Annotated in this window: 12 protein-coding genes; 3 read left to right on the top strand and 9 right to left on the bottom strand. The window is 63.3% G+C overall.

The window, feature by feature from the left end; translation table 11 throughout:
- Nucleotides 1-13: 13 nt before the first annotated feature.
- Nucleotides 14-1,291 carry a 5-aminolevulinate synthase gene (hemA, locus tag NKI32_RS28540; protein ID WP_353004713.1) on the bottom strand — a complete coding sequence of 426 codons (1,278 nt, stop codon included), beginning with the start codon at nucleotides 1,289-1,291 and terminating at the stop codon, nucleotides 14-16.
- A gap of 279 nt (nucleotides 1,292-1,570) precedes the next feature.
- On the opposite strand from hemA, the gene galE reads away from it, so the two are divergent.
- Together galE and NKI32_RS28530 are read left to right on the top strand one after the other, a co-directional pair.
- Nucleotides 1,571-2,566, top strand: a complete 996-nt coding sequence (gene galE / locus NKI32_RS28535; RefSeq protein ID WP_023730982.1) for a UDP-glucose 4-epimerase GalE — start codon at nucleotides 1,571-1,573, stop codon at nucleotides 2,564-2,566.
- Between the two features lie 104 nt (nucleotides 2,567-2,670).
- Nucleotides 2,671-3,921 carry a D-amino acid dehydrogenase gene (locus NKI32_RS28530; RefSeq protein ID WP_353004711.1) on the top strand — a complete coding sequence of 417 codons (1,251 nt, stop codon included), beginning with the start codon at nucleotides 2,671-2,673 and terminating at the stop codon, nucleotides 3,919-3,921.
- 7 nt (nucleotides 3,922-3,928) lie between these two features.
- On the opposite strand, the gene NKI32_RS28525 is transcribed toward NKI32_RS28530, so the two are convergent.
- Nucleotides 3,929-4,138: a hypothetical protein gene (locus NKI32_RS28525; RefSeq protein WP_031203497.1), complete on the bottom strand. Its 210-nt coding sequence runs from the start codon at nucleotides 4,136-4,138 to the stop codon at nucleotides 3,929-3,931.
- A 146-nt stretch (nucleotides 4,139-4,284) separates the two neighbouring features.
- Between NKI32_RS28525 and NKI32_RS28520 the strand changes: the two genes are divergently transcribed.
- Complete coding sequence (locus NKI32_RS28520; protein WP_353004709.1) at nucleotides 4,285-6,111, top strand: alanine racemase; 1,827 nt, start codon at nucleotides 4,285-4,287, stop codon at nucleotides 6,109-6,111.
- Here the strand turns inward: NKI32_RS28520 and NKI32_RS28515 are convergent, their stop codons facing one another.
- The 7 genes from NKI32_RS28515 to NKI32_RS28485 form a co-directional block, all read right to left on the bottom strand.
- On the bottom strand, nucleotides 6,112-7,488 hold the full coding sequence (locus NKI32_RS28515) for an FGGY-family carbohydrate kinase (protein ID WP_353004707.1): 1,377 nt from the start codon (nucleotides 7,486-7,488) through the stop codon (nucleotides 6,112-6,114).
- Nucleotides 7,485-7,802: an L-rhamnose mutarotase gene (gene rhaM / locus NKI32_RS28510; protein WP_352858793.1), complete on the bottom strand. Its 318-nt coding sequence runs from the start codon at nucleotides 7,800-7,802 to the stop codon at nucleotides 7,485-7,487. Before rhaM ends, NKI32_RS28515 begins: the two co-directional genes overlap by 4 nt.
- Nucleotides 7,802-8,797: an ABC transporter permease gene (locus NKI32_RS28505; protein WP_353004705.1), complete on the bottom strand. Its 996-nt coding sequence runs from the start codon at nucleotides 8,795-8,797 to the stop codon at nucleotides 7,802-7,804. Before NKI32_RS28505 ends, rhaM begins: the two co-directional genes overlap by 1 nt.
- A complete protein-coding gene (locus tag NKI32_RS28500) occupies nucleotides 8,794-9,771 on the bottom strand; it encodes an ABC transporter permease (protein WP_023745314.1) in 978 nt (325 codons plus the stop codon). Before NKI32_RS28500 ends, NKI32_RS28505 begins: the two co-directional genes overlap by 4 nt.
- The gene (locus NKI32_RS28495) at nucleotides 9,768-11,309 is read right to left on the bottom strand and encodes a sugar ABC transporter ATP-binding protein (RefSeq protein WP_023730989.1); all 1,542 of its coding nucleotides are present in this window, start codon (nucleotides 11,307-11,309) and stop codon (nucleotides 9,768-9,770) included. Before NKI32_RS28495 ends, NKI32_RS28500 begins: the two co-directional genes overlap by 4 nt.
- 75 nt (nucleotides 11,310-11,384) lie before the next feature.
- Nucleotides 11,385-12,380: a rhamnose ABC transporter substrate-binding protein gene (gene rhaS / locus NKI32_RS28490; RefSeq protein WP_023669661.1), complete on the bottom strand. Its 996-nt coding sequence runs from the start codon at nucleotides 12,378-12,380 to the stop codon at nucleotides 11,385-11,387.
- Nucleotides 12,381-12,428: 48 nt separating this feature from the next.
- Nucleotides 12,429-13,232, bottom strand: a complete 804-nt coding sequence (locus tag NKI32_RS28485) for a DeoR/GlpR family DNA-binding transcription regulator (RefSeq protein WP_353004703.1) — start codon at nucleotides 13,230-13,232, stop codon at nucleotides 12,429-12,431.
- Nucleotides 13,233-13,395: the final 163 nt, after the last annotated feature.

Here is a 13,395-nt window from a genome sequence, read left to right as displayed (position 1 = left end):
ATGGGCGGCGGCTTCAGCCGCCCGACTTCGGCACAAGCAGCGGCACAATCCGGTCGCTCTTGGCGACAGTGGGCCGTCCGGCGGAGCCGTAGGGAATGCCGAGCGCATCCCATGTCTCGATCAGCGCGTCCTGAAGTCCCGCAATCAGCGCATCGGTATGGAACGGCGTCGGGGTGATGCGCAGCCGCTCGGTGCCGCGCGGCACGGTCGGATAGTTGATCGGCTGGATGTAGATGCCGTGCACGCCGAGCAGACGGTCGCTGGCCATCTTGCAGAGTTCGGGGTCACCGACCAGCACCGGCACGATGTGTGTCGGCGATTCCATCACCGGCAGGCCGGCTGCAGACAGAACCTCCTTGGTCCGCGACGCTTGGCGCTGTTGCGCATCGCGCTCGGCTTGCGACCGCTTGAGGTGGCGGATGGACCTGGTGGCGGCGGCGGCGACGGCCGGCGGCAGCGCCGTGGTGAAGATGAAGCCCGGCGCATAGGAGCGCACCGCGTCGATGATGGCGCTGTTGCCGGCGATATAGCCGCCCAGCGTGCCGAACGCCTTGGCCAACGTGCCTTCGATGATATCGATGCGGTCGGCAAGCCCCTCGCGCTCGGTGATGCCGCCGCCGCGCGGTCCGTACATGCCGACGGCATGGACCTCGTCAATATAGGTCATGGCGTTGTAGCGTTCGGCCAGTTCGACGATCTGCTTGATTGGCGCAATGTCGCCGTCCATCGAATAGACGCTCTCGAACACGATCAGCTTGGCGCGTTCGCGGCCCGCCGCCTGTAGCAGGCTTTCGAGATGCGCGACGTCATTGTGACGGAAGATCTTCTTTTCGGCACCCGAGCGCCGCACGCCTTCGATCATCGAGGCATGGTTGAGCTCGTCCGAAATGATCAGGCAATTGGGCAAAAGCCGCGCAATGGTCGAAATCGAGGCCTCGTTGGAGACGAAGCCGGAGGTGAAGACGAGCGCGGCTTCCTTGTCGTGCAGGTCGGCCAGTTCCAGCTCAAGCTCGACCAACGGGTTCGAGGTGCCGGAAATGTTGCGGGTGCCGCCGGCGCCCGAACCCATCTTGCCGGCCGCGTTCTGGAAAGCGGCGATGACATCGGGGTTCTGGCCCATGCCGAGATAGTCGTTGGAGCACCAGACGGTGATTTCCTCGGCGCGGCCGTTGGAACGCCAGATAGCGCGCGGAAACTTGCCGACAATGCGCTCGAGATCGGCGAAAACCCGGTAGCGCCGCTCGGCGTGGAGCTGGTCGATCGCTTCCTCGAAGAACCGCTGATAGTTCATGTCGCCTTCCCAGTTTTGCGCGGGATCATAATCGTTGGCCCATTCGTCGTCCACCGGGCCGTTTTGGTCAAAATGCCACGCCCCAAGCCTGTTCCTAACGACCCCGGATCGTGGCCTATTCCCTTGATGTGGATCAATTTTGTTTCCGTACGATGCCACAGGCCGGTGAGACTGTTACGGATTTAACATTCAGGCGTTTCTAATGGCCTTGCCGCAGACTTTCCAGTAAGGCGGTGATTGAGACAGTTTCCGATAAATCATGAGTAAAAGAGGACACGGATGACGGTTTTGGTAACGGGCGGCGCCGGTTATATCGGCAGCCACATGGTCTGGGAACTGCTGGATGTCGGCGAGAGCGTCGTCGTTCTCGACCGCCTTTCCACCGGCTTCGAATGGGCGGTAGCGCCGGAAGCCAAGCTTGTCGTCGGCGATGTCGCCGATAGGGAATTGGTCGGCCAGATCATCCGGGATAACGAGGTCGACGCGATCATCCACTTCGCCGGTTCCATCGTGGTGCCGGAATCGGTTGCCGACCCGCTCGCCTATTACGAGAATAACACCTCCAAGACCCGCACGCTGATCGAAACCGCGGTGCACGAGGGCGTGCCGCATTTCATCTTCTCCTCGACCGCCGCCGTCTATGGCGGCGCCGGCCTGGAGCCGGTGCGCGAGGATGCCCGCCTGGCGCCGGAATCGCCCTACGGCCTGTCCAAGCTGATGAGCGAATGGATGCTGCGCGACGCAGCGCTTGCGCATCCCTTGCGGTACACGGCGCTGCGCTACTTCAACGTCGCCGGCGCCGATCCCAGGGGCCGGACCGGGCAGTCGACGCCTGGCGCCACGCATCTGATCAAGGTCGCCTGCGAGACCGCGCTCGGCAAACGCCCCTTCATGCAGGTGTTCGGCACCGATTATCCGACGCCGGACGGCACCTGCATGCGCGATTATATCCATGTCAGCGACCTGGCCGCGGCGCACCGGCTGGCGCTGCAGCGCCTGCGCGCCGGCGGCGGCAGCCTCGTCGCCAATTGCGGCTACAGCCACGGCTATTCGGTGCTCGAGGTCATCGACAGCGTGCGGCGCGCCTTCGGCCGGGATTTCGAGGTCAAGATGGGCGACCGGCGCCCCGGCGACGCCGCCGCCGTGGTTGCCAATTCGGACCTTGCACGCGCCGAACTCGGCTGGACCCCGCAACGCGACGACCTCGACCAGATCGTCGCCGATGCACTCGCCTGGGAGCGTATCCTCACCGGCAAGAACTCCGCGCGGGGCTGAGCCGGGCACTTCCGAGGGCTCGCAAGGCGCGCAGCGAAGCGCTATTGAAGGCATTGGCGGTGCGGCGTGGAGGCGCTGTGCCGCGAAGAGCTTTGGGGGGTGGCATGAAGATAACGGTGCTTGGAGCCGGTGTTGTCGGTACCGCGGCCGCGTATTATCTGGCCGCCGACGGCCATGAGGTCACCGTGATCGAGCGCCATCCGGCGCCGGCGCGCGGCACCAGCCAGTCCAATGCCGGCCTGGTGTCGCCGGGCGACGCCACCGCCTGGGCCTCCCCGTCGGCGCTGAAGACCTTCCTGCGCGCGCTCTGGAACCATGATCTCGGCATCAAGGTCAGGCTGCGCTTCGACCCCTATTTCCTCGCCTGGAGCCTGCGCTTCCTGCGCCAGTGCACGGTGGAGCGCCTGCGCGCCAACAGCCAGGTCAAACTGCGCCTGGCGCTCTATTCGCGCGACTGCATCAACGCGCTCTCCGACGCCACCGGCATCCACTATGACGAGCGAAAGAAGGGCATTCTTTATTTCTTCCGCTCGCAGCACAGTCTCGACACCGGCACCGACAACTACCAGTTTCTGGCAAAGCATGGCCTGCCGATCGAGATCGTCGGCCGCGACCGGCTGGTCGAACTTGAGCCCGGGCTCGCCGGAGTGAAGGTAAAGATCGCCGGCGGCGTTTATTCGCCAATCGACCAGACCGGGGATTCCAGGATATTCGTCGATGGGCTGGCCGCCTATGCCGCCGAAAAGCTCGGCGTCAGATTCCTGTTCGACACCACGGTCGAGGGGCTCGACATAGAGGGCGACTGGGTGCGTGCGGTCATGACGTCGGCCGGCCCGGTGACGGGCGATGCCGTCGTCATCGCCATGGGCCCCGAGAGCGGCCTGATCGGCCGCCGCTACGGTATCGACCTGCCCGTCTATCCGGTTAAAGGCTATAGCGCGACCATCCCGCTGGAGGACGAGAGCAAGGGACCGACCATGGGCGGCGCCGACGAGGACCGGCTGGTTGGCTACTCCAGGCTCGGAAACCGCCTGCGCATGTCCTCGACAGCCGAGTTCACCGGCTTCGACCGCAGCTTCAAGCCCAGCGACTTCAAGTCTATGCTGAGCACCGGCAAAGACCTTTTCCCTGGCGCTTTCGACGAGAAGAAGGCGCTGTTGTGGGCAGGTCTGCGGCCGATGATGCCCAACTCGGTGCCGGTCATCGGCAAGGCGAAATACAAGAACCTTTACCTCGACACCGGCCACGGCCATGTCGGCTGGACCATGGCCTGCGGCTCGGGCAAGTTCCTGGCCGACCTCGTCGCCGGCCGCAAGCCGGAGATCGACCCGCAAGGGCTGGTCTACGGGAACTGAGGGAGCTCTAGTCGTCGTGTTGGCATCGAGTCCATTCGCCGTGCACCCATTCGGCAAGCCATCCGCGCTCAAGCTGGCCAATCTGTGCCAAGTTTTCCTGCCTGGAGGTCAAATGGCCGAGACCGATAACTTCGAAATCTCCACAGTCCGCGGGATGATCATGTTCGCCGCAGGTCAGTTGCCACTCACCATCGAAATGATGAACGACCAGCGTCACCGGCCTCTCCGATCGAAAGACGTGCCCACATACAATTGCTCTGGTTTCCAACATTGAGGCCGTCACTGCGCAAAGTTTGACAAATATCGTACGACGATCTGGAAGATGCATCTGGCTGACAGATTCTACAAACCCTGAGTGACGAAATGTCCGGACCGCAAGTCGCTATCGACCTTGGCCGCATCGAGCGCAACGCCCGCACCATCGTCGAGCGCTGCGCGCTGTCCGGCATCAAGGTGTTCGGAGTTACGAAGGGCACATGCGGCATGCCGCAAGTGGCGCGGGCCATGCTGCGCGGCGGTGTTGCCGGCATCGCGGAATCGCGCTTCGAAAACATCCGCCGGCTGCGCGACAGCGGCATCAATGCGCCGGTCATGCTGCTGCGCAGCCCGCCCATGGCGCGCGTAGAGGAGGTCGTGCGCACCGTCGACATCAGCCTGCAGTCGGAACTGACCACCATCCGCGAGATATCGCGCATTGCCGAGCGCATGGGCCGCGTCCACGATATCATGCTGATGATCGATCTCGGCGATCTCCGCGAAGGCATCTGGCCAAGCGACCTGATCCCCACCGTCGAGCAGATCCTACAATTCAAGGGCGTGCGCATCGCCGGCATCGGCACCAATCTCGGCTGCTTCGGCGCCATAATGCCGACGCCGGAGAACCTTGGCCAACTCGTCGCCCATGCCTACAAAACCGAGCGCCTGTCCGGCAAAAGCCTCGACTTCATTTCCGGCGGCGCCTCGTCATCGCTGACGCTGCTGCTCGAAGGCAAGCTGCCGCCCGGCATCAACAATCTGCGCGTGGGCGAGGCGATCCTGCAAGGCGGTGTCGAAACTTTCCGAGACGTGCCATGGCCGGAACTCGAACCCGATGCCTGCCGGCTGACCAGCGACGTCATCGAGGTCAAGCTCAAGCCGTCGCGGCCGATCGGCACGTCCGGCTACGACGCCTTCGGCAACCAGCCGGTCTTCGCCGACGAGGGCGACCGGCTGCGCGCCATCGCCAATATAGGCCGCGAGGACGTGCTGGTGGAAGGGCTGACGCCGATCGCCAAAGGGGTGAGGGTGCTAGGCGCTTCCAGCGACCATCTGCTGCTCGATGTGCAGGATGCCGATCCGCGACCCACCGTCGGCGACCGCGTCGCCTTCCGCATGAATTATGGCGCCATGCTTCTGGCGATGACCTCGGAATATGTCGAGAAGGCGCCGATGCACGACGTCGCGGATTTCTCCGGCCGCAAGATGGTGTCGATCTCGGCCGAACCGGAAGCCGGCGGGATTATCGCCCGCGAGGGAACCGGCGCGCGGCTGGAGGCAATGAATTTCGACGTGGTCGAACTCGCCGACGTCGAGCGGCCGCCCTCGGGCTTGATCCGGCTCGCTGCCGGCGCCGATCGCCGTATCGCCCACAAGGCGCTGACCGCAACGGCGCGCGCCACGCATTCCTTCGGCTTGATCTGGATCGATTCCATCGCCGCCCTGATGCCCGAGGACGAGGAGGCCGAAGACATGCCTGAAGTCTCGGTGCTGGCCCGCGCGCTCGGTCTCGATCACAAGCCCGGCGCGCTGCAGCCGCAGCTGTCGCCGGAAAATGTCGTCATCGTCGGCCTGCGTCACGCCGATCCTGCCGAGGCGAGGGTGCTCAAGGATTCGCGCGTCTCGGCCTTCACCATGACCGATATCGACGCCATGGGCATGCGCGACCTCATGCATGACGCGATCCGCATCGCGACGTCGGGCACGCAGGGCTTTCACGTCAGCTATTCGCCGACGGCGACCGAATTTGCTGGTTGGGCTGCGGGCTCGGGCGGGCTGACGGTGCGCGAGACACATCAGGCGATGGAGGCGATCGCGCTCTCCGGCGGCCTGCTGTCGATGGATGTTTCCGGACTGACCGCCGGTCTGGAGCCGCGGATTGGCGCCGACGCCGTCAACTTCGTCATGTCGGCCTTTGGCAAGCGGATTTTGTGATCAGCCTTGCGCGTCGACTGCCGCGCGCCACGCGGTGACATAGGCCGCCCAGACCGGGTCGGTCTGCGGTTCAGTTCTCTCGCCCTTGCCGTGTGGCACGGACTGATCCGTTGCCAGCAGCGCCCCGCCGATGCTGGTGCCGGTGGCGGCCTCGGAGGCGATGACGATTCGCGCGGTCGCTGCCGCCAGCATGCCGACAAAGAGGCGGTTGCGGGCAAACGGTCCTTCCACGGTGGTCGGGCCGTCGGCGCCGATCAGCTCAAGGCAGGTCGCCGTCATCAGCGCCAGATAGAAGGAGATGGCGGCGAACCGCTCGCCTTTGCTGATGCCCTCGGCACCAAGCCATGCCGCGGCATGGTGCGGGAACGGTCCTGATCCCTGCTGGGTAGAAGGCAAAAGCAGCATCTTTTTTGTCAGAACGGCCAGCACCTCGCTGCCGCTGCAGTCCTGCGGCTTGTCCTTGGTCAGCTGGGAAAACTCGCGGCCACCCATGAACCGCGCCGAGGGGACGGGAGCGCCAAGCGCGCTGACATTGACCAGCGTGTCGCGCGCAGCATCGAGCGCAATCTCTCTTCGGCCGACCGCCATTGACACCACCCAGGTGCCGGTCGAGACGACCGAGAAGGGCGGCGCGTCGGACAGGAGATGCGGCAGCAGCGAGGCGTTGGAATCGTGCAGTCCGCAGAAAACCGGGGTCTGCGGATCGAGCCCGGTGCGCGCGGCAAGCACCGGCAGGATCGGGCCGAGCTGGCCCCTGGCCGGCCGCACCGGCGCCATCAGCCTGCGCCAATCCAGCCTGTCGACCATCGAGGAAAAGTCCGCCTCCCAAGGGCTCCACAGATCGGTGTGGCAGCCGAGCGAGGTCACCTCGTTGGCGGCAACGCCGGTCAGGCGCAGCGCCCAGTATTGCGGATACATCAGCATCGCGGCGGCCCTGGCGAATTCGGTGGGAAAACGCTTCTCAAGCCAGAAGAATTGCGCACCGAGATTGAGGCCGAGCGGCAGGCGCGGCGTCCCAGTCTCAATGAAGGGCGGACGGATCGCACTATACTCTGTAGCCAGCCTGTCGGGGCCGTCGAACTCATAGTCGAGGACAGGCAGCACCAGTTCGCCCGCTGCGTCGACCAGCACGCCGGTCGCACCATGCGTGGTGATCGAAATCGCGTCGATACGCTGTTCGCGGTTGAGGCTGGCAAGGCTGTTGAGGATGAACCTCCACAGCGACTCGACATCGTGATGCGGGTAGGGCGCTTGCCGCAGCGGCGCGTTCGCCATGCGGCGCAACCCCACTTCGCTCAGCGTGACGAGATCGACCAGCGCGACCTTGGCGTTGGTCTTGCCGATGTCGATGACGGCGATATGGCGCAGCCCACTCATGCCAAATGGAACATTGTTTCCAGGGGGATGGCCACCGGTTGGTTGTCCGGCCTGGTCTCCATGATGTCGGCCATGTGCGCCCACCAGCGCTGCATCACCGGGTGCTTCGGCAGGTCGGCCATGCCATGGTCGTCCCGCCGCCACAGCACGCCGAACAGGATGTTGGTGTCTTCATCGAGATGGATCGAATAATCGGAAACGCCGGCCTCTCTCAGCAGCGCCACCAGCGACGGCCAGATCTCATCGTGGCGCTTTTTGTACTCGGCTTTCATGCCGGGTTTGAGCTGCATCTTGAAGGCGTATTTCTCGGGCATCAGCTGTTACCGCGCAGCCGTCGCCAGACGATCGGCAGCGCGATGACGAAGATCAAGAGCAGGCCGATGAAGATCGACATGACGATGCCGGGCACGTTGAGCAGGCCGAGGCCGAAGGTCACCAGCCCCATGATAAAGGCGGCGAGCACGACGCCAACAATGCTGCCGGAGCCGCCCAGAATGCTGACGCCGCCCAGCACCACCATGGTGATGACCTCAAGCTCATAGCCCTGCGCGATCGACGGCCGCGTCGAGCCGAGCCGCGAGGTGATCAGCACCGAGGCGATGCCGGCCATCAGCCCGGTCAGGCAAAACAGGATGAATTTGATGCGGCCGACGCGAACGCCGGAAAACTGTGCCGCGACCGGATTGTTGCCGATGGCAAAGACACGGCGGCCGAAGCTGGTGCGATGCAGCAGGAACCAGTAGGCGACGGCCGCGATGAGGAAGAGCACCAGTTCGAACGACACCACCCACCAGACATAACCCTGGCCGAAGAAAGCAAAACTCTCGGGATAGCCTTTGTAGGCCTGATCGCCCAGGATGATGAAGGCAATGCCGCGAAACAGGCTCATCGTGCCGATGGTGACGACGATGGAGGGCAGGCCGAGCCTTGTCACCAGGAGCCCGTTGAAGGCGCCGCAACCGAGCCCGACGACGATGCCGATAGCCACCAGCATCGGCGTGTCGGCGCCGGCCTGTACCGCCATGCCCATCATGGTCGAGGCGAGCGCGATGATGGCGGCGACCGACAGGTCGATCTCGCCCGAAATGATCAGCAGCGCCATGGCGAAGGCGATCAGGCCTTTCTCGGTGAAATTGAAGGTCAGGTCCGACAGCGAATAGGCATCGAGGAAATAGGGCGATGCGAAGCTGTTGATGGCGAAGATGGCGACCGCCACGACGACCAGCAGCGCTTCCCAGGAAAAGATCGCCGAGGAGAGCGGCTTGTCGAGCCGGTCGGGAATGTGGCGCGGGGCGGGGGTGTCGGTCATGCCGCCTCCGCCTTCCTCAGGATGATCCGCCCCTGCTGGCGTTCGCCGCGCGCGTTGAGCACGACGGCCAGGATGATGGCGCTCCCTGAAATCGCCATCTGCCAGAAGGGGGAGATGTTGATCACCGGCAGTGCGTTGGAGATGATGCCGAGGAACAGCGCCCCTAACACCGCGCCCCCGACCGAGCCGATGCCGCCGGCAATCGAAATGCCGCCGATGACGCAGGCGGCGATGATATTGAGTTCATAGCCATTGGCGACCTCGACCGAGGCGATGACATAACGAGAAATCCAGAGATAACCGGCGAGCCCGCCGATCATGCCGGAAATGCAGAAGACGATGAATTTGGTTCGGCCGACATCGATGCCGGCATAGACCGACGCCGTCGGGTTGACGCCGATGGCATAGATCGAACGGCCAAGCGCGGTTCGCGTCATCACCACGAAGAACAGCGCGATGACCAGTATGGCGATCCAGGACAGAACCGGAATGCCCAGGAAAGCTGCGCGCTGGAAGCCGATGAAGTCCGGGCTCATCTTGTCGGCATTGACCCATGCGCCGCCGGAGAGCACGAAGGTGGCGCCGCGATAGATGGTGAGCGTGCCCAATGTCACCACGATCGAAGGGATGTTCAGCCGCCACACCAGCAGGCCGTTGATGGCGCCGAGCACCAGTCCGACGGCCAGCGCAATGACGATCAGCAGCGGGATCGGGATCGCCGGATGCGCGGCGTTCAGCATCGCCACCACCATGCCGGTGAAGCACAGGTTGGAGGCCATCGACAGGTCGATCGAGCGGGTCAGGATGACGACCATCTGTCCCAGCGCCAGGATCATCAGGATCGAGGTGTCGTTGAACACCTGGGCGAGATTGCCGGGGTCGGCAAAGGCCGGGAAGCGCGTCGAGATCAGAGCAATCAAAACGACGATCGCCGCTGCCAGCCAGATCTCGCGGTATTTAAGGAGAGCCTTCATGCCGCGATCCCCGCTGCCGTCCGGACCAGCGTTTCGGCGTCCAGCCCCTTATTATCGTAGACCGCCGCAACCAGCCCTTCGCGCATGACGACGACGCGGTCGGACATGCCCAGAATCTCCGGCAGTTCCGACGACACCATGATCACCGACAGGCCCTGCGCGACGAGCTCCGCCATGAAGCCGTGCACGGCGGCCTTGGAGCCGATGTCGATGCCCTTGGTCGGCTCATCCAGGATGATCACCTTGGGCGCTGTCGCCAGCCATTTGGCGATGACGATCTTCTGTTGGTTGCCGCCCGACAGCGTGCCGACATCCTGGCTCAGCGACGAGGCGCGCAGGTCTAGCCGCTCGGTGTAGGAGCGGGCGAGCGCGAATTCGTCCGACAATCGCAGCAGGCCGGATTTGGAGGTGCGCTTGAGCGAGGGAAGCGAGACGTTTTGGAAGATCGGCAGGCCGATCACCACGCCCTGCTTGCCGCGCTCCTCCGGCACGTAGACGATGCCGGCTTCGATGGAATCCGCCGCCGATTTCGGCGTGATCACCTTGCCTTCCAGCGTGATCGTGCCGCCCGATATGCGGGTGATGCCTGAAATCGCCTGCATCACCTCTGACCGCCCGGCGCCGACCAGGCCATAGAAACCGAGGATCTCGCCCTCGTGCAGCTCGAAGCCGATATCGCTGAATTCGGTCGGGTGCGACAGGCCGGATACAGACAGCACCGGCGCGCCGATCTCGGCCTTGCGTTGCGGGAAGATGTGGTCGACCGAGCGGCCGACCATCATGCGCACGATCTGGCTCTGGCCGGCATCCTTTATAAGGCCCTCGCCAACCATCTCGCCGTCGCGGAACACGGTGTAGCGATCGGCGATCCGATAGATCTCGTCGAACTTGTGGCTGATGAACAGGATCGCCTTGCCTTCCTCCTTGAGGAATTCGATCAGCAGGAAAAGCTCCTCGATCTCCTTCATCGAAAGGGCTGCGGTCGGCTCATCCATGATGACGATCTGCGCATCGATCGACATCGCGCGAGCAACCGCTACCAGATGCTTGTTGGCGATGCCGAGGTCTTTCAGCCGCGCATCGGCGTTGATATGGCCGGCATGCATGGTGTCGAGCACTTCGCGCGCGTGTTTTCGCATGGTGCGCCAGTCGATGGTGCCTAGCCGCGTGCGCGGCGCATGGCCGAGAAAAATGTTTTCGGCGACGCTCAGATCGTCGAACAGCACGGTTTCCTGATGAATGGCGGTGACGCCGTGGCCGAAGGCGGCATGCGCGCTGGGCAGGGTGACGGCCTGGCCGTCAATGCTGATCGTGCCGGCGTCGGGCTGGTAGATGCCGGTCATGATCTTGACCAGCGTCGACTTGCCGGCACCGTTTTCACCGATCAGCGCCGTAACCTGGCCGGGGTAAAGCGACAGGCTGACATTGTGCAGCGCGCGCACGCCGGGAAAGCTTTTGGAGACGCCGGACAGCGTCAGGCGCGGGGCAGGACCCGTGGGCTCCTCCTTCGCAATGCCGTGCTGGGCTGTCGTGTCCATATCCGTATCAAGCCCTGAAACAAGGTCCGTTTAAAGTCGCGGCGGGATTTTGGTCCCGCCGCGCTTGGTCCGAGATCAATAGATCTTGGAGAACTTTTCGATGTTGGACTTGTCGAACTGGAAGGGCGGAGCCATCGCAGCCGAGTTGCTGTCATCGAGCGTGACCTTGCCGACGCGGCCGATCGACAGCGTTGCGCCCGGCTTTGCCTCTTCCTTCTTCACCGCCAGATCATGAGCGAGGTAGACGGCGGAGTAGCCGAGGTCGATCGGGTTCCAGAGGGCAACCGCCTGGCTGGAACCGTTGTCGATGAACTTCTTGAACTCCGACGGCAGCGCCAGACCCGTGACATTGACCTTGCCGATCAGGTTCGCGTCGGTGACGACCTGGGCAGCGGCAACGACGCCGACGGTGGTCGGCGCGATGATCGCCTTGAGGTTCGGATAGGATTTCAGCAGGCCCTTGGCTTCGTCGGTGCTCTTGGCCGAATCGTCATCGCCGTAGACGGTGGCGACGAGTTTGATCTTGGGGAATTTTTCCGGCAGGATTTTCTTGGCCGCGTCGATCCAGGCGTTCTGGTTGGTCGCGGTCGACGAAGCCGACAGAATGGCGACTTCGCCGCCTTCCGGCAGATAGTCGGCGGCAAGCTTGATGATGGTCTCGCCGATCAGGCCGGTGTCGGACGGGTTGAGGTGCAGCTGGCGGCCTTCCTTGGCGACGCCCGAATCCCACGAGATGACGGTGATGCCGCGCTCCATCGCCTTCTTCAGCACCGGCACCAGCGCGTCGGCGTCATTGGCCGAAATCGCAATGGCGTTGACCTTCTGCGCGATCAGCGAATTGACCACTTCGATCTGCGCTTCGGCGGTCGCCTTGGTCGGGCCGGTGTAGATGATGTCGACATCGCCGAGTTCCTTGGCCGCCTCTTCGGCACCCTTATTGGCGGCGTCGAAGAAGCCGTTGCCGAGCGACTTCACCACCAGCGCGATCTTGACGTTCTCGGCATAGGCGGCATTCACGAACATGGCGGCCGAGAACGCGGCCGTCACCATCAATTTCTTCAGAAAGCTCATCGTATTTCCTCCCTTGAGCGTTGCATTCCATCGTCGCTGCGGTTGGCCTCAGGCCTGCAGCGAGGATTCTTCCTTTGCCGACTTGCGGGCGACGGTCAGCGTCACACCCGCGGCCTCCAGCATGTTGGCTTCGCGATCCTCGATGCCGTCATCGGTGATGACGGTGGCGATGCGCTTGAGCCCGCACAGGATCAGGCTCGAGCGCTGGCGGAATTTCGATGAGTCGACCAGCACCACCAGTTCGTCGGCCTGGTCGATCAGTTTCTGCTCCGCCTGGATCAGCAGCGGGTCGCCTTCCATCAGGCCAAGCGGCCCGAGCCCTTGAGCGCCCATGAACATGCGGCGCGCGTAGAAATTACGCGTCACGTCATTGTCGAAGGGCGAGAGGATGATGTTCTGCTCGCGGTAGATGGTGCCGCCCGACAGCATGACGGTGTTCTTCGAATGCTTGAGCAGGTGCTCGGCGATGGGGAACGAATTGGTGAAGATCGGCATGCGGCGTCCGGTCAGGAAATGCACCATCTGGAAGGTGGTGGTGCCGCCATTGATGATGATCGGTTCGCCGTCCTTGCACAGCTCCACCGCTTCGCGCGCAATCGCGCGCTTCTGCGAAGCGTTAAGCGTTTCGTTGACGGAAAAGGGCCGGCCGGCGAGGCCGATGAACTGCGGTGGCGAGATCGCCTCGGCGCCGCCACGCACGCGACGCAGGCGCTTTTGCACATGAAGAGCCGCGATATCGCGCCGGATCGTCGCCTCGGAGGAGTCCGTCAGGTCGACCATCTCCTGCACCGTCACCACAGGCTTTTCCTGGACGGCGGACAGAATGATCCTGTGGCGCTCTTTTTCGTGCATGGTTCCTCCCTGCATGGTCATGAGGCACTAGAAAACCACCAGTGTCAATCATTTCCGCTCATATAATTTCATTGTGCAGTGCAATATGATCGATCTTGATCGTTTATGATTGACAACCGAGATGCTTGCGTAGACATTTCCGGCAAAATGGACCGCGCCTTTT

The organism is Mesorhizobium sp. M0761 (assembly GCF_040320205.1).
Taxonomy (GTDB): Bacteria; Pseudomonadota; Alphaproteobacteria; order Rhizobiales; family Rhizobiaceae; genus Mesorhizobium.
Note: the sequence above shows the minus strand (reverse complement) of the source record. Positions and strands in the feature narration are given on the sequence as shown.

Bases quoted from the DNA above. Each gene is read 5' to 3' on its own strand.
- hemA (WP_353004713.1), bottom strand. From the start codon at position 1,291: ATGAACTATCAGCGGTTCTTCGAGGAAGCGATCGACCAGCTCCACGCC.
- galE (WP_023730982.1), top strand. From the start codon at position 1,571: ATGACGGTTTTGGTAACGGGCGGCGCCGGTTATATCGGCAGCCACATG.
- NKI32_RS28530 (WP_353004711.1), top strand. From the start codon at position 2,671: ATGAAGATAACGGTGCTTGGAGCCGGTGTTGTCGGTACCGCGGCCGCG.
- NKI32_RS28520 (WP_353004709.1), top strand. From the start codon at position 4,285: ATGTCCGGACCGCAAGTCGCTATCGACCTTGGCCGCATCGAGCGCAAC.
- NKI32_RS28515 (WP_353004707.1), bottom strand. From the start codon at position 7,488: ATGAGTGGGCTGCGCCATATCGCCGTCATCGACATCGGCAAGACCAAC.
- rhaM (WP_352858793.1), bottom strand. From the start codon at position 7,802: ATGCCCGAGAAATACGCCTTCAAGATGCAGCTCAAACCCGGCATGAAA.
- NKI32_RS28505 (WP_353004705.1), bottom strand. From the start codon at position 8,797: ATGACCGACACCCCCGCCCCGCGCCACATTCCCGACCGGCTCGACAAG.
- NKI32_RS28500 (WP_023745314.1), bottom strand. From the start codon at position 9,771: ATGAAGGCTCTCCTTAAATACCGCGAGATCTGGCTGGCAGCGGCGATC.
- NKI32_RS28495 (WP_023730989.1), bottom strand. From the start codon at position 11,309: ATGGACACGACAGCCCAGCACGGCATTGCGAAGGAGGAGCCCACGGGT.
- rhaS (WP_023669661.1), bottom strand. From the start codon at position 12,380: ATGAGCTTTCTGAAGAAATTGATGGTGACGGCCGCGTTCTCGGCCGCC.
- NKI32_RS28485 (WP_353004703.1), bottom strand. From the start codon at position 13,232: ATGCACGAAAAAGAGCGCCACAGGATCATTCTGTCCGCCGTCCAGGAA.